Genomic DNA, 22,944 nt, shown 5'->3' with positions numbered 1-22,944 from the left:
GTCTGGTAGTTCAGCTGGTTAGAATACCTGCCTGTCACGCAGGGGGTCGCGGGTTCGAGTCCCGTCCAGACCGCAAAAAGCTTCTCTTTTCAAGAGGAGCTTTTTTAGTTTTATATAATTCTACTGACGTTGTTCATAGACTTTAAAAATACGTTTATCGAAAGTTTTTTATATTTAAGTAAATTAAATTTGTTTTTGACAATTTAATTTCTAGATTTGTCGAGTACAATACAACATTTACAATGACATTACAAAACATTTGGCAAGGTTTCTATTTTTACTTTTATTTTTTTAATAAGAGCTGAGACTTTGTACCATATTGTTAAACAACAAATATAAATTATAAAGTCTCGATATATCGAGACTTTTTTTTTGGACTAAAATGAAACAAACTATTGCAATTCAAGGAGCAGAAGGATCTAATCACCACAAAGTGGCCCGTGATTTTTACGGATCTACAATTCAATTAAAAGAATGTATGTCTTTTGATTTTTTGGTAGACAGCTTACTTAACAAAACAGCTAACGTTGGTATTATGGCCTTAGAAAACACAATTGCCGGCTCTATAATTCCAAACTATGCGTTAATCGACAATAATAACTTACATATTGTAGGTGAAGAATATTTAAACATTCATCATCATTTAATGGCGCTTCCAAATCAAACAATTAAAGACATTAATGAAGTTTGTTCGCACCCAATGGCATTATTACAATGTAAAGAATTTTTAAAAAAACATCCACATATAAAATTAGTAGAGGATGTTGACACCGCAGAAGTAGCTAAAAGAATTGCCAAAGACAACTTAAAAGGCGTAGCTGCTATTGCTCCAAAAATTGCTGCAGATATTTTTGGTTTAAATGTTATTGAAGATGATATTCAAACCATGAAAGATAATGCTACGCGTTTTGTAATTATACAAACTAACCAACCTAATAATGGTATTAATCAAATAAACAAAGCCTCATTAAAATTTCAATTAGACCATAAAAGAGGAAGTTTAGCTACGATACTTAATGTTTTAAGCGACTGCAAAATGAACTTAACAAAAATACAATCGCTACCCGTTATTGAAGCTCCATGGAAATATTCATTTTTTGTAGATGTAACTTTTGATAATTACTCCGACTATGAAAAAGCAGTTGCAATTATAAAAATAATGGCCTTAGAGTTAAAGATATTAGGAACCTACAAAAACGGAAGAAGATGATTCAACCAGCTAAAAGATTAAAAACCGTACAAGAATACTACTTCTCTAAAAAATTAAGAGAAGTAAGGGAATTAGCTGCTGCCGGTAAACCGATAATAAATATCGGAATTGGAAGCCCTGATTTACAACCTCCAACAAAAGTATTAACTGCCATTCAACAAAGTTTTAACGATGCTGTTGCTCACAAATATCAAAGCTATCAAGGATTACCTGAATTAAGAAATGCTATTGCAGAATTTTATAAACACAAATTTAAAGTTACTGCAAAACCTGAGGATGAAATACTTCCGTTAATGGGTAGTAAAGAAGGTGTAATGCATATTTCAATGGCTTTTTTAAATGAAGGTGATAAAGTTTTAATTCCAAATCCTGGCTACCCAACATACACTTCTGTAACAAAATTAGTAGGAGCTGAACCTGTTTTTTATAATTTAAGCGATACTAATAATTGGCAGCCAGATTTTGAGGAATTAGAAAAATTAGACTTAACCGATGTAAAAATCATGTGGGTAAATTACCCTCACATGCCAACAGGAACAAACGCAACGTTAAAAACGTTTGAAAAACTAATTGCATTCGGAAAAAAGCATCATATTTTAATTGTAAACGATAATCCGTATAGTTTTATTTTAAATAACAAACCTATTAGCATTTTACAAATAAATGGCGCTAAAGAAACAGCTTTAGAATTAAACTCCTTAAGTAAAACCTTTAACATGGCTGGCTGGAGAGTTGGAATGGTATTAGGAAGAGCTAATTTTATTGAGTCAATTTTAAAAGTAAAAAGCAATATGGATTCTGGAATGTTTTATGGCATTCAAAAAGGAGCTATCGAAGCCTTACACCTATCAGATGATTGGTTTTTAAATCAAAATAAAGTTTACGAAGAACGCAGAAATTTAGTATTTCAACTTGCTGATAAATTAAACTGCACTTACAATAAAAACTCAACAGGATTATTTGTTTGGGCAAAAATCCCCGGAGGAAAAACAGCTGAACAATTTGCTGATAAAATTTTATATCAGAAAGATATTTTTATTACTCCCGGTACTGTTTTTGGCTCTCAAGGAGAAGGCTATATTCGATTTTCATTATGTGTATCAGCAGAAACAATTAAAGCTGCTATTAATAGAATTTAAAACAGTATTCTGAATCTATTTTCAGAAACAACTCTAAAAAAACAAAAAAATGAACGTATTTGTAATCGGTGTTGGGTTAATTGGCGGAAGCATGGTTTTAGATATTCAAAGAGAATACCCTGAGGCTATCGTTTACGGAATTGACACTAACGAAGAGCATTTAAAAAAAGCGTTAGAAATTGGTGTAATTCAACAAAAAGCAACATTTAGTGATTTAAAAAAAGCAACTATTGTCATCATTTCTGTTCCTGTTGATATTCAACTAGAAATACTTCCTAAAATATTAAACCTTGTTACTGAAGATTGTTTGGTTTTAGATGTTGGCTCTACAAAAGCTCAAGTCTGTGAAATTATTAAAAATCACCCAAAGCGAAGAAATTTTTTAGCTACACACCCTATTGCCGGAACCGAATTTTCAGGCCCAACAGCCGCGCATCAAAACCTGTTTCAACAAAAAACAAATATTATTTGCGAAGTAGAAAAAACAGCGTTTAAATTACAGGAAAAAGCCTTAGCAATATTTTCAAAATTAGGAATGCGTATTCGTTATATGGATGCAAAATCGCACGATAAGCACATTGCTTATGTATCACATTTATCACACATAAGTTCATTTATGTTAGGCAAAACAGTCATCAATAAAGAAAAAAACGAACGCGATATTTTTGATATGGCAGGCTCAGGGTTTGCCTCTACCGTTCGTTTAGCAAAAAGTTCGCCCGCCATGTGGACACCCATTTTTAAACAAAATAAAGAAAACGTAATTGAAACATTAGATGAATATATACACAACCTACAGCAATTTAAAAAATTGATGCTACAAGACGATTTCACTAAAATTTATGATGAAATGGAAAGTACAAATCACATAAAAAAAATATTAAACGGAATAAAATAAAACTAAAATAGCTGTAATTTTGAGTACTTTTTAAAACTGTAATTTTATTACTATCAAAAACTTAAAGAGCAACTTGCTAAGAAAACGGCACAAATAATTAAAAGATGGAAAACAAAAAAGAATTAAGAACATGGTTAAACGACATGAAACTAGCACATCCATTAGTAATTGCTGGGCCATGTAGTGCCGAAACCGAAGAACAAGTTTTAAAAATTGCACACGAATTAAAAGACACTGACACCAATTATTTTCGTGCCGGAATTTGGAAACCAAGAACAAGACCAGGAAACTTTGAAGGTGTTGGTGCCTTAGGTTTAAAATGGTTACAAAAAGTTAAGGCAGAAACAGGTATGAAAACCTGTACCGAAGTTGCCAATGCTGCTCACGTAAAGTTAGCTTTAGAGCACGATATCGATTTATTATGGATTGGTGCCCGATCTACAGTATCGCCATTTATCATGCAAGAAATTGCTGATGCCTTACAAGGAACAGATAAAATTGTATTGGTAAAAAACCCTGTAAATCCCGATTTAGCCTTATGGTTAGGCGGAATTGAAAGATTATACACTGCCGGAATCAAAAACTTGGGTGCAATTCATAGAGGATTTTCTACTTACGAGAAATCAAAATACAGAAATATTCCTGAATGGCAATTAGCTATTGAATTTCAAAATAAATTTCCCGACTTACCTTTAATCTGCGACCCATCACACATTACTGGTAATAGAGACATGATTTTTGATGTTTCACAAACCGCTTTAGATTTAAATTTTGATGGTTTAATGATTGAAACACATTTTGATCCTGATAACGCTTGGTCGGATGCTGCACAACAAGTAACACCAAATACCTTGAAAAAAATTACCGAAGATCTTAAAATCAGAAAAGAAACCGAAACCGACTCTTCTTACAGAGAATCTTTAGATAATTTAAGAGCGCAAATAAATGTTGTCGATGATCAGCTTATCGACATGATGAGTAAAAGAATGAAAGTTGCTGACAAAATCGGACTTCTAAAAAAAGAGAAAAATGTAGCCGTTTTACAATCTAGGCGTTGGAATGAAATTTTAGGGAAAATGATTTTAGAAGGTGAAACAAGAGGTTTAAGTGAAGAGTTTGTACTAAAAATGTTTAAGGCAATTCACCAAGAATCTATCAATCATCAAGAAAAAATCATCAAAGGATAGTTTTAGGGCGTTACCACAAGGGTCAGGCTTTCGTTACTCGCTTTTTTTGTTTTTCAACAAACAAAAAAGAGCTCAAACAAACCACTCAATCCTTAACGCGTAACCCTTTTTACAAAGTGAATTTTTAACTAAATAAAGATCCTTTAGGTATAAAAAAACCAAAAGGATCTTTTTTATTTTATAGTTACATCGTTTTTTATAAACATTCGTTTGGATTCATAATCTAATATTAATACGTCATTCTGAATTTATTTCAGAATCACATCCATATAATAAACAATAAATTATAATGAGAACCTGAAACAAGATTAAAACATCGTAAAGTGAGTTATTATAAATTACGGAATCATTTTTTTTTATAAAATTGAAAATCAATAGAAGTGACACTCATATTTTTTAAAAATTTCTCATCTTTGCAACATGACAGGAACGGTTTATAAATCTACAGGAAGTTGGTATTGGGTTAAGCATGAAGATGTTTTATACAAATGCCGAATTAAAGGAAAATTCCGTTTAAAAGGAATAAAAAGTACCAATCCAATTGCTGTTGGCGACAAGGTTGACTTTGATCTTGAAACCAAAAACAATGAAGAAACTGGTGTAATTACTGAAATTCATGAACGCGAAAATTTTATTGTTCGTAAATCTGTTAACTTATCGAAGCAAACACATATTATTGCTTCTAACATCGATCAGGTATTTTTGTTAATCACCATTAACAACCCACCTACTTTTACCACATTTATCGATCGTTTTTTAGTATCAACAAGAGCTTATCGAATTGATACTATTTTAGTATTTAATAAAATAGATGCATACGAATTAGAACAACGTGCCGAAATATTATATTTAAAAGACATTTATCAAGCTATTGGTTACACATGTATTGAAGTTTCTGCCAAAGAAAACACCAATATTGATGCCATTAAAAAAATGATGCTTAACAAAACATCTATGTTTGTAGGGCATTCTGGTGTTGGTAAAACCACGTTAGTGAATGCTATTGATGCCGATTTAAACTTAAAAACCAAAGAAATTTCCGATCAACACAATCAAGGAAAACACACCACTACATTTGCCGAAATGTTTGATTTAAATCTCGAAACCCCTAAAGATGCTCGAATTATAGACACACCAGGTATTAAAGGTTTTGGAGTGGTTGATATTGACAAAGAAGAATTAGGTGATTATTTTCCTGAGTTTTTTGCCCTAAAACAAGATTGTAAATTTAACAATTGTATTCACGTTAACGAACCAAAATGTGCTGTTAAAGATGCTTTAGAAGAAGGTTTAGTTTCATGGTCGCGTTATAAAAGTTATTTGCAAATTTTAGAAGGAGAAGAAGAACATTACCGAACCGATATTTGGGAAAAAGAATAAAAATAAATGAAGGCAGTTGTTCAAAGAGTCTCGGAAGCCAGTGTAACTATTGAGGGTAATAAAGTTGCAAACATAAACAACGGTTTATTAATTTTGGTTGGCATTACAAATGACGACACAAAAGAGGATATTGATTGGTTATCAAAAAAAATAAATAATCTTCGTATTTTTAATGATAATAATAATGTGATGAATAATTCATTAATTGATAGTAAAGGTGATGCAATTATTGTAAGTCAATTTACACTACAAGCTGCCACAAAAAAAGGCAATCGACCTAGTTATATAAAAGCTGCTAAACCTGATATTGCTATTCCGTTATACGAAGAGTTTATTCATCAATTTGAAAAACATTTAGGCAAAAAAGTGCAAACAGGCGAGTTTGGCGCTGATATGAAAGTAGCTCTTTTAAACGACGGTCCAGTAACTATTATAATCGACACTAAAAATAAGGTGTAATTTTTTGATGGATTTTATCGATATTCATACACATCAAAATTCAAATAAAAATTCGGTTACAACAGTTGTAAATTGTTATCCTAACTCGGCCGATTTTAGCAATTTATTTTCTATCGGAATTCATCCTTGGTATATTGAAGAAAAAAATATTGCTACTGAAATTCATTTTGTAGAACAGCAATTACAGCTTAAAAATTGTTTTGCTATCGGCGAGTGTGGTTTAGATAAATTATCTGAAACTAATTATAATCTTCAGTTATCTGTATTCAAAAAGCACATTTTTTTATCAGAAAGATATCAAAAACCATTAATTATACATTGTGTAAAATCATTTCAAGAAATTTTACATTTAAAAAAAATAATAAAACCTCAACAACCATGGATTATTCATGGTTTTAATAAAAATAGCCAAGTAGCTGCATCACTTTTAAAAAATGGCTGTTATTTATCATTCGGAAAAGCTTTAATAACTTCAACCAAATTGCAAGAAGTATTTTTAAACATTTCATTAAACACTATTTTTTTAGAAACAGACGATGATGCTACAATTACCATAAAAGAGGTTTACAAAAAAGCAGCCACTACAAAAGGCATAGAAATAGAAAAACTACAAGAAAACATACATCGAAATTTTAATAAGTTATACACAAAATGAGTTGGTTAGAAAGAACAGAATTATTGGTTCAGAAAGAAGGAATTGAAAAACTTAAAAAAGCAAATATTTTAATTGTTGGGTTAGGTGGTGTTGGGTCGTTTGCTGCCGAATTTATAGCAAGATCAGGAGTTGGAAAAATGACAATTGTTGATGGTGATGCTTTTGATGAAACCAATAAAAACAGGCAATTACCAGCCTTAAATAGCACTATTGGAAAAGCAAAAACAGCCGTAATTGCCGATAGAATTAAAGATATTAACCCTGAAATTGAATTAACGGTTTTAACAGAGTTTTTATCGCCTGAAAGGGCTTTTGAAATTGTTAACAAAGAATACGATTACGTTATGGATTGTATTGATAGTATTACACCAAAAATAAATTTAATTGTGGCTGCTAAACGAAAAAAGGTGAAATTAATAAGCTCAATGGGGGCTGGCGGAAAGTTAGATGCAAGCAAAGTTGTTGTTAAAGATATTAGTAAAACCAAAAACTGTAAAATGGCACGTGCTTTAAAAAAACGATTAAAAGAGCGCAAGGTTAATAAAGGAATTACCGCAGTGTATTCAGAAGAAGTGCAAATTTCCGAAAGTTTACAACTTACAAACGGAGCAAATTTTAAAAAATCTTTTTACGGTACTATTAGTTATATGCCCGCAGCTTTTGGTTTACAAGCTAGCTCTTATGTTATTAACAAAATCTTAGCACAATAATAATCTCCAAGGAAACTATTTTTTAATTACATTTGTTCAAAATAAACTCAATTATTAAAATCAATCAAAATGAAAAAATCAATTTTAGCCATTGCTCTTATTGCAATTACTGCTGTTTCATGTAAAACAGAAAAAAATAAAGTTACTGCTAACGAAGAAGTTAAAGAGGTGAAAAAAGTAGAAAATATAATTAATTCTTATAAAGCAAATGTAGCTGAGTCTACCGTTACTTGGAAAGGAAACAAACCAACTGGTTCTCACAACGGAGTTGTAAGTATTACAACTGGTGTTTTTGACATTGAAAACGGTATTGTAAAAGCAGGAGAATTTGTTATTGACATGAACTCTATTTCTTGTACTGATCTAGAAGCTGGTAAAGGAAAAGAAGATTTAGAAGGACATTTAAAAAATGAAGACTTTTTTGATGTAACTAAATTCCCAACAGCGAAGTTTGTTGTTACAAGTTCTGAAATAAAAGAAGGTAAATTAAGTGTAACAGGTAACTTAACTCTTAGAGATACTACAAAAAGCATTACAATCCCTGCTACAGTTACAGAAAATGAAGGTGTAGCTACTTTTAAAAGTGATACTTTTAGTATTGATAGAACAGATTTTGGTGTAACTTATAAATCTAAGAAAATTGATGCTGCTTTAAAAGATAAATTCATTAACGATTTAATGGAAATTTCTTTTGATATTAAAGCTCAAAAATAATTTTTAACTTTTTATAAAAAAAGGGTTGACGATGTCAACCCTTTTTTTATGCTTTTATATATTTTTCTACTTCAAAGAGATCTTTAAAATGTTTTAGTATTTTTTGTTTTATTTCTTCTTCTGAAACCTTTTTACCTAATTCAACTTCCATTGAGGTTACTGCTTTACCTCTAATACCACACGGAATAATATTGTCAAAATACCCTAAATTCACATTAACATTTAAAGCAAAACCATGCATAGTAACCCATCTACTAGCACGAATACCCATTGCGCAAATTTTTCTAGCAAAAGGAGTACCAACATCTAACCAAACCCCTGTTTCACCATCACTACGCTCACCTTTTAATCCATATTCAGCAATTGTTAAAATAATAGCTTCTTCTAACAATCGTAAGTATTTATGAATGTCCGTAAAAAAATTTTCTAAATCTAAAATAGGGTAACCAACAATTTGTCCAGGTCCGTGGTACGTAATATCTCCCCCTCTATTTATCTTATAAAAAGTAGCTTTTTTTTCCTTTAATTTTTCTTCATTTAACAATAAGTTACTCATATCACCTGATTTACCAAGAGTATACACATGAGGATGTTCTACAAATAAAAAGTGGTTTGGTGTTACAATTTCTTGTGCCGAATTTCGTTTTTCTCTTTTTAAAGAAACTATTGTATCTAACAACTGAGTTTGATAATCCCATGTTTCTTTATAATCTTTTTGACCTAAATCACTGACTGTTATTTTTTTATTCATAAATTTACATTCTAAAATAAGTCCCCCAAAGGTAGGAAAAATAGCTCTAAACTGTTATTTTTCACTACTATTAAATCTACAATTATGATTAAAAAAAATGTTCTTTTAGTAGTATTATTCTTCATATTTATCACAAATAGTTCATTCTCTCAGAGCTATTGGAATAAAAGATCTAAGAAAGATATTTCTATCAATAAGAAAGAAATTCTTAGCCGAAAAAACATTCCTCAAAAATACGCTTTAGCAGTATTAAATTTAAATAAGTTAAAAAACCACTTAACTAGTTTTCAATCAAAAAACAATAAAAAAACAATTACGCTACCTAATTCAAAAGGTGAATTAATACAATTTTATGTTCAAGAAACATCTTATTTAGCGCCTAAATTAGCAGCTAAATTTTCGATGATAAAATCATATTCGGCACAAGAAATTGACAACCCAACCACTACTGCTAAAATTAGCTTAGGAGTTAACGGCTTTCATGCTTTGATAAATTACGGTAGTAAAGGTACATTATACATAGATCCGTATACTAAAAATAAGGAGCAATATATTATATATAAAAAAAAGGATTTAATTGCTAGTAATAATAATTTTACCTGTAAAATAGAAGAAACTGCAAAAAGTAATATAGTTAGCCCTAAGCAACAGAGAAATGCAAATGATAGTCAGTTAAGAACCTTTAGAACAGCAATTGCCTGTACTGGAGAATATTCGCAGTTTCATATCAATAGAGCTAATACAACTCCAACCACTGACACAGAAAAAAAAGCAATTGTTTTGTCAGCAATAAATACCACAATGGCTCGTGTAAACGAAGTTTATGAAAGAGATTTAGGAGTTAGAATGATACTGGTAAGTAATAACGACGATTTAATTTTTTTAGATGCAACTACTGATGGTTTAACAAATGATGATTCAGATGATTTAATTGATGAAAGTCAACAAAAATGTGATGCTATTATTGGTGATGCTAACTACGATATTGGTCACACCTTTAGTACCGGTGGTGGTGGTTTAGCTAGTGTACGTTCTGTTTGTGTTACTAATCATAAAGCCAGTGGTATCACTGGTAGAAACCAACCTATTAATGACCCTTATGACATTGACTATGTAGCACATGAAATAGGACATCAATTTGGTGCTATGCATACACAAAATAATGATTGTAACAGAAACAACGCCACAGCTGTAGAGCCTGGAAGCGGCTCTACAATTATGGGCTACGCAGGTATTTGTGATCCTGATGTTCAAGGAAACAGTCATGCTAATTTTCATGCGATAAGCATTGCCCAAATGTGGACACACATACAAAACAGTGGTAATTGTGCTACATTATCTAACACAAATAATGATGCGCCAGTTGCAAATGCTGGTGCCAACTATAGCATTCCAAAATCTACTCCTTTTATTTTAAAAGGTACTGCTACCGATGCGCAAGGAACAAGCGGTTTGACTTATAATTGGGAACAAACGGATAATGAAATTGCAACCATGCCGCCTGTTTCAACCAATACGGCTGGACCTACTTTTAGAGCTTTACCTTCTAGTACTTCTCCAAATAGGTATTTACCAACATTAACAAACGTTGTTAACGGAACTTCAAATCAATGGGAAGCTCTACCTAGTGTTGAAAGAGAGTTAAATTTTGCTTTTACCGTAAGAGATAATCATATTGGTGGAGGAAATTCGGATAGAGATGATGTTACAATTACCGTTACCGACGCGGTTCCTTTTACCGTTACAGCTCCAAACACTAATGTAATATGGAACGCAGGTGATACTCAAACCATAACATGGAATAAAGGAACCACTGACATTGCTCCTATAAATTGTAGTAAAGTAACTATTAAACTCTCTATAGATGGCGGAGTTACTTTTCCTATTGTTTTAAAGTCAAATACTGATAATGACGGTACCGAAAGCATTACCGTTCCTAATAATGCTACAACACAAGCTCGTATACTTGTTGAAGCTGCTGATAATATTTTTTACAATGTAAATACTTCAAAATTTACCATTAACGCCAATCTTCCTACATTTTTTGTAAATAACAACACCTCAAAGCAAACTGTTTGTAACAATGGTAATAATACTACCAAGTACACCTTAAATTTTGATTTTGTAAACGGATTTAATGAAACAGTAAATTTATCAGCTACAGGTTTACCTAACGGAGCGACAGCTAACTTTACTCCAAGTACAATTAACGCTGATGGTGATGTTATCATGACCGTTGCTAATTTAAACGGTACTACTCAGCAAGAATATACAATTGTTGTACAAGCACGAACAAATACTTTTACTAAAACCACCGAAGCCCTTTTAAAGGTTAATTCTAATAATTTCTCTACCCAAAATTTAACATCACCTGCAAACGCAAATATAAATGCGAGTATTATCCCTACTTTTGAATGGGAAACAAATTTAAATGCGACTTCTTATAAAATTGAAATTGCAACTGATGCTAACTTCAGTTCTATTTTAGTTAACGAAACAACAACGGTCAATTCATACACACCCTCCACTCCTTTAACTCATAGTATAAATTATTACTGGCGTGTAAAACCAATAAATGCTTGTGGAGAAGGTGTTTTCTCAAATAATTTTACCTTTACAACAGAAGATCCGTCTTATTGCGATTCAACTTTTACAGATGAGACTGGAGGTACCGAATATATAACCAATGTTACCCTTAATACAATCAATAACACTTCTGGCAACAATACTGTAAATGGATATGAAGATTTTACTACTATAACCACAAACCTTGAAAGAAAGCAAGCATATGAAATAAGTATAACACTTAACACAGGTGGATTCCAAGATCATTGCTATGTTTTTATTGATTGGAACCAAGATTATCAGTTTAACAACTCTACCGAAAGATATGATTTAGGAAATCAAACTACAGATATAGCCACGGCTACCTTAAATATAACAGTACCAGAAAATGCTGTTTTAGGAAAAACGAGAATGAGAGTTGTTATTGAATATTTTGAATTAGAAACCTCATCAAACGGTGATGGCGCTTGTGATTCTGATCATAAAAGTGAATGGGGAGAAACTGAAGATTATACTATTAATATTGAAGAAAGTTTTGCTACCGATAATAATTTATTCACCGATTTAAAAATAGGTAGTATACCTTTACTTTCTAATCAAAAACTAAACATCGAATTCAAGGTTAAGTCAAGAGATTTAATTATTATCCGACTATTCGATTTAGCAGGTAATTTAGTACACACTCAAAACTTTTCTACCATTTCAAATATATTCAAAGAAGGGATTCAATTCCCAAAAATGAGTAGCGGTATTTATTTACTTCAAGTAGAAAATAGTGGAAAAACAAAAACGCGAAAAATTATTATTGAATAAAAATTTCACTAACTAGATCAAAAAACCTTTTTTAATAGAAGGTTTTTTGATTTTTACTCATTACTTAAAATTATCATTAAAGACAAAACAATAAACGTATTAATATGTAGAGACATGATTAGTTATTTTATTAAAAATAATATAGAATAATGATATATTTTTAACACTTATCATATGTATTTATTTCTAAACTACGCAAAAAAATTAAAACACAACAAAAACATTCAAATTGTAAATATGTAAGGCTATGGTTATAAATTGATTTGTTAAACATTGTTACAAATCTCTTTTTTTATGTAATTTTACCATCTTGAAATATCTAAAAATATGCATGTAGCAATTGCCGGAAATATTGGCGCAGGTAAAACCACTTTAACTAAATTATTAGCTAAACATTACAATTGGGATCCTCATTTTGAATCGGTAGATGAGAATCCTTATTTAGATGACTTTTATGCTGAAATGGAACGTTGGTCTTTTAACCTACAAGTTTTCTTTTTAAACAGCCGTTTTCGTCAAGTTTTAGAATTAAGGCAATCTGGCAAAAAAATAATTCAGGATAGAACTATTTACGAAGATGCACATATTTTTGCACCTAACTTACACGCAATGGGCTTGATGACGAATCGTGATTATAGTAATTATTCTTCGTTATTCGAATTAATGGAAAATTTAGTAACCCCTCCAGATTTATTAATTTATTTACGTGCAGATATTTCTACTTTAGTTGGTCAAATTCACAAGCGAGGAAGAGAGTATGAAAACTCTATTAGTATCGATTATTTAAGCAGGTTAAATGAACGTTACGAAGCGTGGATTAGCCAATACACCAAAGGAAACCTACTAGTTATTGATGTTGATAATTTAGACTTTGTTAAAAATCAAGAAGATTTAGGGTCTATTATTGATAAAATTGACGCACAAATAAACGGTTTATTTTAACTTCTTCTAAATTCACTTAATAAAATAGCAGTTGCTGTTGCAACATTTAAACTTTCTGTTTGTTGAATTTCACCAAACCTAGGAATTGTTAACTTGCGGTTTACAATTGCCGATATTTCTGCTGAAATTCCGTTTGCTTCATTTCCCATTACTAAAACAGCTTTTTCGGGTAATGAGGTTTTATATACATTGTCACCATCCATATCAGCTGTAAAAACAGGAAAATCACTGTTTGATAAAAATGTAGATAAATCAACATACGAAATATTTACTCTGGTTAAAGACCCCATAGTTGATTGTACTACTTTTTGGTTGTAACAATCTACCGTGCTTTTAGAACAAATCAACTCCGTAACACCAAACCAATCACACAAACGAATAATGGTTCCTAAATTACCTGGATCATTTATTTCATCTAAAGCAACTATAAAACAGTTTTCTGATATTTCTTTTTCATCAGGAATCTGAAATAATCCTAAAACTTTATTCGGATTTTTTAACGTACTAATTTTTTTTAACTCATTTTCTGTTATAACTGTATGAGCTACATTTTTAGGTAACTCAACAACATCTTCTGTCATAAAAATATGCGATGCTTCTACCGACGACTTTAACAACTCATTTACAACCTTTATTCCTTCAGCAACAAATAATTTATGCTTTTGTCTATACTTTTTTTGTTGTAAACTTGTTATTAACTTCAGATTGTTTTTTGATAAACTCATTAAATATTTTTTAACACATTATAACCACTAAAAAATAGTATTTTTGTCATTTAAAATACGAGGCGTAAAGTTAATGAAAAAACTTTCTTTCTTCTTTTTATTAGTCATCTTATTCAGTTCGTGTAATACGATAAAATATGTAAATAAAAATGAGTTACTATTAGCAAAAAACACTGTTTATATTGATAGTATAAAAAACTCTAGTGAAAACATTACTGAATTATTGCTGCAACGTCCTAATGCAAAAGCCTTAGGCATACCTTTATCTTTATATTTTTATAATTTAGGAAACCCGAAAGCTCCTAAAAAACCTAGCGAATGGGGTAAAAAACACCCTAATACTTATTCTTTTTTCAAAAAAAACTTTTCTGAAAAACAGAGTATCTCTATAGCTAAAAATTTTATCGGAATTAATAACTGGTTTTTAAATAGTGGGGAAGCTCCTATTATTATAGATGATATAAAAACAAAAAAAACGGTTATAAATTTAAAAACCTATTTTCAAACAGAAGGTTATTTTAGATCAAAAGTATCCTTTAAAAAAGACACTATTTCTAATCGAAAAGGGGCTATAACCTACTCTATACAAAAAGGTAATCCTTCTTTTTTAGATTCTATTTACACCAAAATTTCATCTCCTACTCTAGATGTTATCTATAAAGAATCAAAAGGTAAAAGTTTTCTTAAATCTGGAGACCAATATAAAGATGGTAATTTTATTAAAGAAGCAAATCGGCTAGTTACCTTATTTAGAAATAAAGGAATATATCATTTTAATGAAAATTATATTTCTTTTGATAATGACACACTTAAAGATTACCAGAAAACAAGTGTAGATATTAATATTTCTGACCGAGTAATTCCTTTTAAAATTCAAACAATAAAAAAAATAAACGTTTTTACTGATTATACCTACAATAAAAGAGACTCTCTTCATAAAGATACTTTATTGTATAAAGGAATTAATTTTTATGCTCATAAAAAATTAAAGTATAATCCAAAATTTTTATCACAATCATTGTTTGTTAAGCCCAACTCGGTTTATAACGATATATCAAGAAATTTAACTAGAACCCATTTAAGAGGTTTAAAAAATTTTAAATCTACCTCTATTCGTTACAATGAATTAAGCGACCATGAATTAGAAGCAAATATATTTTTAACCCCTATTGAAAAATATACTCTTGGTTTAGACACTGAGTTATCTCGCTCTAACATCCGTAACTTCGATGTTTCATTAAAGTTTTCTTTAACAAATAGAAACACCTTTAAAGGTGCTGAAATTTTTAAATTTTCAACTTTTGGTTCTTATTTTAATTCTAACAATGGACCTGGATGGGAAATTGGAGCCGATCTTTCATTAGAAGTGCCTCGTTTTATGGCTCCCTTTGGTTTACAGTCACTTGTACCAAAAAGGATGTTTCCAAAAACCAAATTTTTCATTGGTGGAGGAATTCAGAAAAACATTGGTCTTGATAACCAAAATATATCTGTAGGAATTGATTATAAATGGAATTATAATAAACGGAAATCTATCCAATTAGAATTTTTCAACACACAATATATTCGTAATTTTAATGTAGATAATTATTTTAATATCTACTCATCTGAATATTCAAAACTTAAAGATGTAGATACTGCTAATAATAATTATACTTTACCTCAAAATATACCAAGTAATTCTGATAATATACTTCAATTTATTCAAGATGTTAGAGGAGACACTTCTTTTGCCAGCACAAATCCATCAGAATATCAAAGCAACCTTAATATATTAAATAGATACAATATCATTACCTCTGATTTCTTAATTCCAGAAATAGCTTTTAATTATATCTATAACAACCAAGAAAACACGAAAGACACCAATTTTTCTTTTTTTAAATTTCGAATTGCAAATTCTGGGAACATTATGGGTTTGCTATCCAAGCAAACAAATGCTAATGGACGAAAAACTGTATTTAAAATACCTATTGCACAATATTTTAAAACAGATATCGAATATAAAAAATACTGGAATTTAGGAAGCAACACCGTTTTAGCGCACAGAACATTTTTGGGAGCAATCGCAACTTACAACAACTCTAGCATTCCTTTTTCTCGTAGTTATTTTGCAGGAGGATCAAACGACATTAGAGCATGGAGAACCTACGACTTAGGTCCAGGAACCAGACGCCCTGGGTTAGAATATAACATTGGTAGCTTAAAATTTTTAACAAGTTTTGAATATCGTTTTGATATGATAGGTTCATTAAAAGGTGCTTTATTTGTTGATGCAGGAAATATTTGGGATATCACAAATTCTCAATTTATTGACGAAAACGCAAAATTCAAAAACCTAAAATCACTAAATGATATGGCAGTAGGCTCAGGATTTGGGCTCCGATACGACTTTAAATTTTTAGTAGCCCGATTGGACTTAGGATTTAAAATGCGTGAACCTTACTTAACTAATAATCGATGGTTTAAAAACTTCAATTTTAAAAGCTCTGTTATAAATATCGGAATTAACTACCCTTTTTAACTAAAACGTTATCGGTAAAAATGACAATAACTTAGTCAAAAATGTGTAAATTTGGCATTCACAACAACTGTAAACTAAAAAACTAAAAAATGATAAAAGCTGGCGTTGCTACTGGAAAAGAAGTACAAGAAATATTTCAATTAGCAAAAGATAAAAAATTTGCTTTACCTGCTGTAAACGTGGTAGGATCTAATACAGTAAACACTGTTTTAGAAACTGCAAAAGAATTAAACTCACCCGTTATAATTCAATTCTCTAACGGAGGAGCACAATTTAACGCCGGTAAAGGCTTATCTAACGAAAATGAAAAAGCAGCTATCGCAGGGGCAGTTGCCGGAGCAAAACACGTTCATTTATTAGCTGATGCTTATGGTATTCCTGTAATTTTACATACCGACCACGCCGCTAAAAAGTTATTACCTTGGATTGATGGTTTACTTGACGCAAGTGAACAACATTATAAAGAAACAGGAAAATCTTTATACAGCTCTCACATGATTGATTTATCTGAAGAGCCAATTAAAGAAAATATTGAAATTTGTAAAGAGTATTTAGCTCGAATGAGTAAAATAGGAATGACTTTAGAAATTGAATTAGGTATTACAGGAGGAGAAGAAGACGGTGTTGATAATTCAGATGTTGATATTTCTAAATTATACACACAACCCGAAGAGGTTGCTTTTGCTTACGAAGAATTAATGAAAGTAAGTGATCAATTTACCATTGCTGCTGCCTTTGGAAATGTACATGGTGTATACAAACCAGGAAACGTAAAATTAACCCCTTCTATATTAAAAGACTCACAAGAATATATTTCAAAAAAATATAATGTACCTCATAACACGATCGATTTTGTTTTTCACGGAGGATCAGGTTCTACTTTAGATGAAATTAGAGAAGCAATTGGCTACGGAGTTATAAAAATGAATATTGACACTGACCTACAATATGCTTTTACCGAAGGTGTTAGAGATTATGTTTTAGCGAAAAAAGAATATTTAGCAAGCCAAATTGGTAATCCTGATGGAGCCGACCAACCAAATAAAAAACATTATGACCCTCGTAAATGGTTACGAGAAGGTGAAATTACATTTAAAACACGTCTTAAAAAAGCTTTTGAAGACTTAAACAATGTAAATACATTATAAAAATTACTTATAAAAAAAGCGCTTAGAAATATTCTAAGCGCTTTTTTTGTTTCAAAAAACCAAAGTTCATAAAAATAATTTACATTTGTAGCCTACTCTTTTTTACAAAATAAGAGTCATATACTAACAAACAACAAAAAATAAACTAAACTATGGCTTGGTTTAAACGTACAGATAAAGGGATTCAAACCCCTACAGAACAAAAAAAAGATACACCTAAAGGCTTGTGGTATAAAACACCAAGCGGAAAGGTAATTGACACTGATGAATTAAAGAAAAACTTATATGTAAGCCCTGAAGATGGTTATCATGTTCGTATCGGAAGTCATGAATATTTTGATATATTCTTTGACGATAATGATTTTAAAGAGTTAAACTCAAATCTTACTGCCAAAGACCCTTTAAAATTTGAAGACACTAAAAAATATCCAGATCGTTTAAAAGCAGCGCAAAAGAAAACAGGCTTAAAAGATGCCGTTCGTACAGCTGTAGGAAAATCTAACGGAAAAGATATCGTTATCGCTTCTATGGATTTTGCATTTATAGGAGGATCAATGGGAAGTGTTGTTGGAGAAAAAATAGCAAGAGCTATTGATTATTCAATAAAAAACAAGCTTCCTTTTTTAATGATTTCAAAATCAGGAGGTGCCCGTATGATGGAAGCTTCACTATCATTAATGCAATTGGTAAAAACATCTGCGAAATTAGCGCAATTAGCAGATGCTAAAATTCCGTATATATCATTATGTACAGATCCTACTACTGGAGGCACAACAGCTTCTTTTGCAATGTTAGGAGACATTAATATAGCAGAACCAAATGCTTTAATTGCTTTCGCAGGACCACGTGTTGTAAAAGATACAACAGGTAAAGAATTACCTGAAGGCTTTCAACGTTCAGAGTTTGTATTAGAACACGGATTTTTAGATGGTATTTACGAGCGTAAGAACTTAAAAAAACAAGTAAACTTATACATTGATTTAATTCAAAATCAACCCATAAGAGCCTAATAAAAAAGCTAGCAAATGCTAGCTTTTTTATTTTTACATCATTAATATGATTTTAAAAAATAGTTGTACATTTGCTGATTCAATGCAAAAGCATTGTGTACATTAAAATCATTTAAACAATATTGGTATGTATTTAACTAAAGAAGTAAAAGAAAACATCTTCACAAAACACGGTAAAGGAGCAAACGATACTGGTTCTGCAGAAGGTCAAATTGCATTATTCACACACAGAATTAACCACTTAACTGAGCACTTAAAGCAAAATCGTAAAGATTTTAACACAGAGCGTTCATTAGTAAGAATGGTTGGTAAGCGTAGAAGCTTGTTAGATTACTTGAAGAAAAAAGAAATCAACAGATATCGTGCAATTATTAAAGAATTAGGAATTAGAAAATAATTTCTTTCAAAAAGAGGCTCTATAAACGTGCCTCTTTTTTATTTTACAAAAATTCATTTCTGACTAACAAACAGAAATTTATATAAAAAACTCAAAATTTTTAACAACAATTTTGAATTTCCATTGCAACAACAAACAATAACAACACAACAACAAACAATTTAAAAATTTAGAATTAAAATTTATGATTCCAAAAGTATTTAGAGAGGTCATCGACCTTGGAGATGGAAGAACCATCTCATTAGAAACGGGTAAGTTAGCAAAACAAGCCCACGGGTCAGTTGTTGTTCAAATGGGAAAAGCAATGTTGTTATGTACAGTTGTATCTAACTACAAGCAATCTGATGTAGATTTTTTACCTTTAACGGTAGATTATAGAGAAAAATTTGCTGCCGCAGGACGTTATCCTGGAGGATTCTTTAAAAGAGAAGCAAGACCAAGTGATGGAGAAGTATTAACAATGCGTTTAGTAGACCGTGTTTTACGTCCATTATTTCCAAAAGATTACCATGCGGAAACACAAGTTATGATTCAATTAATGTCTCATGACGAAGATGTTATGCCAGACGCTTTAGCAGGTTTAGCAGCATCAACAGTAATACAATTGTCTGATATTCCTTTCGAAACACCAATTTCTGAAGTACGTGTTGCACGTGTAAATGGGGAATTTGTTATCAATCCAAACAGAACTCAATTAGCAGATGCTGATTTAGATATGATGATTGGAGCTTCTGCAGATTCTGTAATGATGGTAGAAGGAGAAATGGATGAAGTTTCTGAAGAAGAAATGGCCGATGCAATTAAATTTGCACACGAAGCTATTAAAGTACAATGTGCTGCTCAGGTGCGTTTAGCTGAAGCTTTTGGTAAAAAAGAAACTCGCGAATACGAACCAGAAAGAGAAGATGAAGAGTTAGCTAAAAAGATTAATGATTTAGCTTACGATAAATGTTATGCTATTGCAAAACAAGGAACTTCAAAAGCTGAACGTTCTGCTGCATTTGCAGAAGTTAAAGAAGAAGTTGTTGCAACTTTTTCTGAAGAAGAAATAGCTGATTTTGGTGGATTAATTGGAAAATATTTCAATAAAGCTCAAAAAAATGCTGTTCGTGAATTAACATTAGCTGAAGGTTTACGTTTAGATGGTCGTAAAACAACAGACATCAGACCAATTTGGTGTGAAGTAGATTACTTACCATCAACACACGGTTCTTCAATCTTTACACGTGGTGAAACTCAAGCATTAGCCACAGTAACTTTAGGAACATCAAGAGAAGCAAATAAAATAGACATGCCTACTTACGAAGGTGAGGAAACTTTCTATTTACACTATAACTTCCCTCCTTTCTGTACAGGTGAAGCACGTCCTTTAAGAGGAACTTCACGTAGAGAAGTTGGTCATGGTAACTTAGCACAAAGAGCATTGAAAGGAATGGTTCCTGATGATTGCCCTTACACAGTAAGAGTAGTATCTGAAGTATTAGAATCTAACGGTTCTTCTTCAATGGCTACAGTTTGTGCGGGTACAATGGCAATGATGGATGCTGGTGTTCAAATGAAAAAACCAGTTTCAGGTATTGCAATGGGATTAATTTCTGATGGTGACCGTTACGCTGTTTTATCTGATATTTTAGGAGACGAAGATCACTTAGGTGATATGGATTTTAAAGTTACTGGTACAGCTGAAGGTATTACTGCTTGTCAGATGGATATTAAAGTAAAAGGGCTTCCTTATGAGATTTTAGTGAATGCATTAAAACAAGCTCGTGATGGTCGTTTACATATTTTATCTAAATTAACAGATACTATTGAAACTCCAAACGGAGACGTAAAAGCTCACGCTCCAAAAATGATAACTAGACGTATCCCTAATGATATGATTGGTGCATTTATTGGCCCAGGAGGTAAACATATTCAAGAGTTACAAAAAGATACTGAAACTACAATTGTAGTAACAGAAGATCCTGTAACAGAAGAAGGAATCATTGAAATTTTAGGTACTAAACCTGAAGGAATTGATGCGGTTACTTCACGTATCGAATCAATGTTATTTAAGCCACAAGTTGGTAGTGCTTATGAAGTAAAAGTAATTAAAATGTTAGATTTTGGTGCCGTTGTAGAATATATGGAGGCTCCAGGAAACGAAGTTTTATTACACGTAAGTGAATTAGCTTGGGAACGTACAGAAAATGTTTCTGATGTTGTAAATATGGGAGATGTTTTTGATGTAAAATATTTTGGAACTGACCCTAGAACACGTAAAGAAAAAGTTTCTCGTAAAGCTTTGTTACCAAAACCAGAAGGTTATGTAGCAAGACCACCTAGAGATGATAAAAGAAGTGGTGGCCGTGATAATAGAGGAAGAGATAATCGTGGACGTGACAATCGTCGTGATGATAGAAAACCAAGAGAAGATAAAAAAGAAGCATAGAAAACCTTCTTTATTAAAACAAAAAAACAACCTTATGGTTGTTTTTTTGTTTTAGACAAACACGTAAAAACAATCTTACTTTACTTTTTTTTTTAAAATTAAACTGTTTTTTTTATCCATCTTATTTTAGTTTTATTTTACTTTGCAATCTGCTCATGAAAATACAACGAACTACATATTTATCTATAGGGACAAACCAAGGTGATAAATTCAAAAACATTCAAAATGCAATAAATTTAATTGCTAATAAAGTTGGTGCAATTCAAAAAATTGCTTCAATATATAAAACTCCTTCTTTAGGTTTTGATGGCGCAGAATTTTATAATACCTGCATCAAAGTATCAACCTATTTACCTCCTGAAAGCTTAATAAAAACATTACTTATTATTGAAAAAGAATTAGGGAGATCTCCAAAAACAACTAAAGGTTACACAGATAGAATTATTGATATAGACATTGTCTTATTTGAAGATGAGATTATATTTTCTAAAAACCTTATTGTACCACATCCACGAATGTTAGAACGAAAGTTTGTATTAGTTCCGTTGGTTGAAATTGCTCGAAATACCCTTCACCCAATAGAAAAAAAACATTTATACATTTGTTTAAAAAACTGTATCGATAGCTCAAAAATAACACCTATCAAAAAACAATTAGAAAGACCTATTCCTATAACCGAAAAATATAATTACATAGCTATAGAAGGTAATATTGGCGCAGGAAAAACATCATTAGCAAATATGATGTCAGATGAGTTTAATGCCAAGATTGTATTAGAACGTTTTGCCGACAATCCGTTTTTACCAAAATTCTATGAAGATAATGAACGTTATGCTTTTTCTTTAGAAATGAGTTTTTTGGCAGACAGATACCAACAGTTATCTGATGATTTAGCACAATTTGATTTATTTAAAAACTTTATCGTTTCTGATTACTACATCTTTAAATCATTAATTTTTGCACAAGTTACTTTACAAAAAGATGAATATAAATTGTATCGTAAAATGTTCGATTTAATGTATAAAGAAATTACAAAACCTGACTTGTATGTATATTTATACCAAAATACAGATCGATTACTAGAAAATATTAAAAATAGAGGTCGTGAATATGAGCAAAATATTGAAGCTGAATATTTACAAAAAATTCACGATGGTTATAGTAACTTTATAAAAACACAACAAGATTTAAACATACTGATTATTGATGTTTCTGATTTAGATTTTGTAAACAACTTTGATGATTACCATTTTATAATTAATAAAATAAAAAATCATTCATAACAA

The 22,944-nt window shown here is 31.1% G+C and carries 19 protein-coding genes and 1 tRNA gene; 18 read left to right on the top strand and 2 right to left on the bottom strand.

Annotated features, from left to right (window positions below):
- The 10 genes from Q4586_RS08140 (at position 1) to Q4586_RS08095 (ending at position 8,352) form a co-directional block, all read left to right on the top strand.
- Positions 1-73: transfer RNA gene (locus tag Q4586_RS08140), tRNA-Asp, on the top strand.
- Between the two features lie 309 nt (positions 74-382).
- Positions 383-1,210 (top strand): prephenate dehydratase, encoded by an 828-nt coding sequence (locus Q4586_RS08135; protein ID WP_303528201.1) that lies wholly within the window; start codon positions 383-385, stop codon positions 1,208-1,210.
- Positions 1,207-2,349, top strand: coding sequence for a pyridoxal phosphate-dependent aminotransferase (locus Q4586_RS08130; protein ID WP_303528198.1), 1,143 nt, complete (start codon positions 1,207-1,209; stop codon positions 2,347-2,349). The genes Q4586_RS08135 and Q4586_RS08130 overlap by 4 nt, the downstream gene beginning before the upstream one ends.
- 49 nt (positions 2,350-2,398) lie before the next feature.
- The gene (locus tag Q4586_RS08125) at positions 2,399-3,247 is read left to right on the top strand and encodes a prephenate dehydrogenase (protein WP_068703025.1); all 849 of its coding nucleotides are present in this window, start codon (positions 2,399-2,401) and stop codon (positions 3,245-3,247) included.
- A gap of 104 nt (positions 3,248-3,351) precedes the next feature.
- Entirely contained in the window at positions 3,352-4,434 is a 1,083-nt protein-coding gene (locus Q4586_RS08120; RefSeq protein ID WP_068703023.1) for a bifunctional 3-deoxy-7-phosphoheptulonate synthase/chorismate mutase type II, read from the top strand.
- A gap of 420 nt (positions 4,435-4,854) precedes the next feature.
- The gene (rsgA, locus tag Q4586_RS08115) at positions 4,855-5,814 is read left to right on the top strand and encodes a ribosome small subunit-dependent GTPase A (RefSeq protein ID WP_303528195.1); all 960 of its coding nucleotides are present in this window, start codon (positions 4,855-4,857) and stop codon (positions 5,812-5,814) included.
- Between the two features lie 6 nt (positions 5,815-5,820).
- Complete coding sequence (dtd, locus tag Q4586_RS08110) at positions 5,821-6,273, top strand: D-aminoacyl-tRNA deacylase (protein WP_303528193.1); 453 nt, start codon at positions 5,821-5,823, stop codon at positions 6,271-6,273.
- A 7-nt stretch (positions 6,274-6,280) separates the two neighbouring features.
- The gene (locus tag Q4586_RS08105) at positions 6,281-6,928 is read left to right on the top strand and encodes a TatD family hydrolase (protein ID WP_303528218.1); all 648 of its coding nucleotides are present in this window, start codon (positions 6,281-6,283) and stop codon (positions 6,926-6,928) included.
- On the top strand, positions 6,925-7,638 hold the full coding sequence (locus tag Q4586_RS08100) for a tRNA threonylcarbamoyladenosine dehydratase (RefSeq protein WP_068703015.1): 714 nt from the start codon (positions 6,925-6,927) through the stop codon (positions 7,636-7,638). Before Q4586_RS08105 ends, Q4586_RS08100 begins: the two co-directional genes overlap by 4 nt.
- A 69-nt stretch (positions 7,639-7,707) precedes the next feature.
- A complete protein-coding gene (locus Q4586_RS08095; RefSeq protein WP_068703013.1) occupies positions 7,708-8,352 on the top strand; it encodes a YceI family protein in 645 nt (214 codons plus the stop codon).
- Between the two features lie 46 nt (positions 8,353-8,398).
- Here Q4586_RS08095 and lipB read toward each other — a convergent pair whose 3' ends face one another.
- Positions 8,399-9,103 carry a lipoyl(octanoyl) transferase LipB gene (gene lipB / locus Q4586_RS08090; protein WP_303528187.1) on the bottom strand — a complete coding sequence of 235 codons (705 nt, stop codon included), beginning with the start codon at positions 9,101-9,103 and terminating at the stop codon, positions 8,399-8,401.
- Positions 9,104-9,187: 84 nt separating this feature from the next.
- Between lipB and Q4586_RS08085 the strand changes: the two genes are divergently transcribed.
- Both Q4586_RS08085 and Q4586_RS08080 read left to right on the top strand, forming a co-directional pair.
- Positions 9,188-12,481 (top strand): reprolysin-like metallopeptidase, encoded by a 3,294-nt coding sequence (locus tag Q4586_RS08085; protein ID WP_303528184.1) that lies wholly within the window; start codon positions 9,188-9,190, stop codon positions 12,479-12,481.
- A 315-nt stretch (positions 12,482-12,796) separates the two neighbouring features.
- On the top strand, positions 12,797-13,423 hold the full coding sequence (locus Q4586_RS08080) for a deoxynucleoside kinase (protein WP_262509356.1): 627 nt from the start codon (positions 12,797-12,799) through the stop codon (positions 13,421-13,423).
- Here the strand turns inward: Q4586_RS08080 and Q4586_RS08075 are convergent.
- Positions 13,420-14,148 (bottom strand): TrmH family RNA methyltransferase, encoded by a 729-nt coding sequence (locus tag Q4586_RS08075; protein ID WP_303528181.1) that lies wholly within the window; start codon positions 14,146-14,148, stop codon positions 13,420-13,422. The two genes, Q4586_RS08080 and Q4586_RS08075, sit on opposite strands and share 4 nt — an antisense overlap.
- Positions 14,149-14,221: 73 nt before the next feature.
- On the opposite strand from Q4586_RS08075, the gene tamL reads away from it, so the two are divergent.
- The 6 genes from tamL to folK all read left to right on the top strand — a co-directional run bounded on the left by tamL (position 14,222) and on the right by folK (position 22,941).
- Positions 14,222-16,672 (top strand): translocation and assembly module lipoprotein TamL, encoded by a 2,451-nt coding sequence (gene tamL, locus Q4586_RS08070; protein ID WP_068703004.1) that lies wholly within the window; start codon positions 14,222-14,224, stop codon positions 16,670-16,672.
- Positions 16,673-16,761: 89 nt separating this feature from the next.
- Positions 16,762-17,820, top strand: coding sequence for a class II fructose-bisphosphate aldolase (gene fbaA, locus Q4586_RS08065; RefSeq protein WP_068703002.1), 1,059 nt, complete (start codon positions 16,762-16,764; stop codon positions 17,818-17,820).
- Positions 17,821-17,972: 152 nt separating this feature from the next.
- Positions 17,973-18,830, top strand: coding sequence for an acetyl-CoA carboxylase, carboxyltransferase subunit beta (gene accD / locus Q4586_RS08060; RefSeq protein WP_068703000.1), 858 nt, complete (start codon positions 17,973-17,975; stop codon positions 18,828-18,830).
- Positions 18,831-18,957: 127 nt separating this feature from the next.
- The gene (gene rpsO, locus Q4586_RS08055; protein ID WP_068702997.1) at positions 18,958-19,227 is read left to right on the top strand and encodes a 30S ribosomal protein S15; all 270 of its coding nucleotides are present in this window, start codon (positions 18,958-18,960) and stop codon (positions 19,225-19,227) included.
- Between the two features lie 184 nt (positions 19,228-19,411).
- The gene (locus Q4586_RS08050; protein WP_303528175.1) at positions 19,412-21,658 is read left to right on the top strand and encodes a polyribonucleotide nucleotidyltransferase; all 2,247 of its coding nucleotides are present in this window, start codon (positions 19,412-19,414) and stop codon (positions 21,656-21,658) included.
- A gap of 155 nt (positions 21,659-21,813) precedes the next feature.
- On the top strand, positions 21,814-22,941 hold the full coding sequence (gene folK, locus Q4586_RS08045; RefSeq protein WP_068702992.1) for a 2-amino-4-hydroxy-6-hydroxymethyldihydropteridine diphosphokinase: 1,128 nt from the start codon (positions 21,814-21,816) through the stop codon (positions 22,939-22,941).
- Positions 22,942-22,944 lie beyond the last annotated feature (3 nt).

Origin of the sequence: Tenacibaculum soleae, assembly GCF_030549005.1 — a bacterium.
In the GTDB taxonomy this organism is placed as follows: Bacteria; Bacteroidota; Bacteroidia; order Flavobacteriales; family Flavobacteriaceae; genus Polaribacter; species Polaribacter soleae.
The sequence above is the reverse complement of the archived record's forward strand: the minus strand, read 5'-3'. Positions and strand labels throughout refer to the sequence as shown.

Bases quoted from the DNA above. Each gene is read 5' to 3' on its own strand.
- Q4586_RS08100 (WP_068703015.1), top strand. From the start codon at position 6,925: ATGAGTTGGTTAGAAAGAACAGAATTATTGGTTCAGAAAGAAGGAATT.
- tamL (WP_068703004.1), top strand. From the start codon at position 14,222: ATGAAAAAACTTTCTTTCTTCTTTTTATTAGTCATCTTATTCAGTTCG.
- rpsO (WP_068702997.1), top strand. From the start codon at position 18,958: ATGTATTTAACTAAAGAAGTAAAAGAAAACATCTTCACAAAACACGGT.
- fbaA (WP_068703002.1), top strand. From the start codon at position 16,762: ATGATAAAAGCTGGCGTTGCTACTGGAAAAGAAGTACAAGAAATATTT.
- Q4586_RS08125 (WP_068703025.1), top strand. From the start codon at position 2,399: ATGAACGTATTTGTAATCGGTGTTGGGTTAATTGGCGGAAGCATGGTT.
- folK (WP_068702992.1), top strand. From the start codon at position 21,814: ATGAAAATACAACGAACTACATATTTATCTATAGGGACAAACCAAGGT.
- Q4586_RS08135 (WP_303528201.1), top strand. From the start codon at position 383: ATGAAACAAACTATTGCAATTCAAGGAGCAGAAGGATCTAATCACCAC.
- accD (WP_068703000.1), top strand. From the start codon at position 17,973: ATGGCTTGGTTTAAACGTACAGATAAAGGGATTCAAACCCCTACAGAA.
- Q4586_RS08050 (WP_303528175.1), top strand. From the start codon at position 19,412: ATGATTCCAAAAGTATTTAGAGAGGTCATCGACCTTGGAGATGGAAGA.
- Q4586_RS08095 (WP_068703013.1), top strand. From the start codon at position 7,708: ATGAAAAAATCAATTTTAGCCATTGCTCTTATTGCAATTACTGCTGTT.
- Q4586_RS08085 (WP_303528184.1), top strand. From the start codon at position 9,188: ATGATTAAAAAAAATGTTCTTTTAGTAGTATTATTCTTCATATTTATC.
- lipB (WP_303528187.1), bottom strand. From the start codon at position 9,103: ATGAATAAAAAAATAACAGTCAGTGATTTAGGTCAAAAAGATTATAAA.
- dtd (WP_303528193.1), top strand. From the start codon at position 5,821: ATGAAGGCAGTTGTTCAAAGAGTCTCGGAAGCCAGTGTAACTATTGAG.
- rsgA (WP_303528195.1), top strand. From the start codon at position 4,855: ATGACAGGAACGGTTTATAAATCTACAGGAAGTTGGTATTGGGTTAAG.
- Q4586_RS08120 (WP_068703023.1), top strand. From the start codon at position 3,352: ATGGAAAACAAAAAAGAATTAAGAACATGGTTAAACGACATGAAACTA.
- Q4586_RS08075 (WP_303528181.1), bottom strand. From the start codon at position 14,148: ATGAGTTTATCAAAAAACAATCTGAAGTTAATAACAAGTTTACAACAA.
- Q4586_RS08105 (WP_303528218.1), top strand. From the start codon at position 6,281: ATGGATTTTATCGATATTCATACACATCAAAATTCAAATAAAAATTCG.
- Q4586_RS08130 (WP_303528198.1), top strand. From the start codon at position 1,207: ATGATTCAACCAGCTAAAAGATTAAAAACCGTACAAGAATACTACTTC.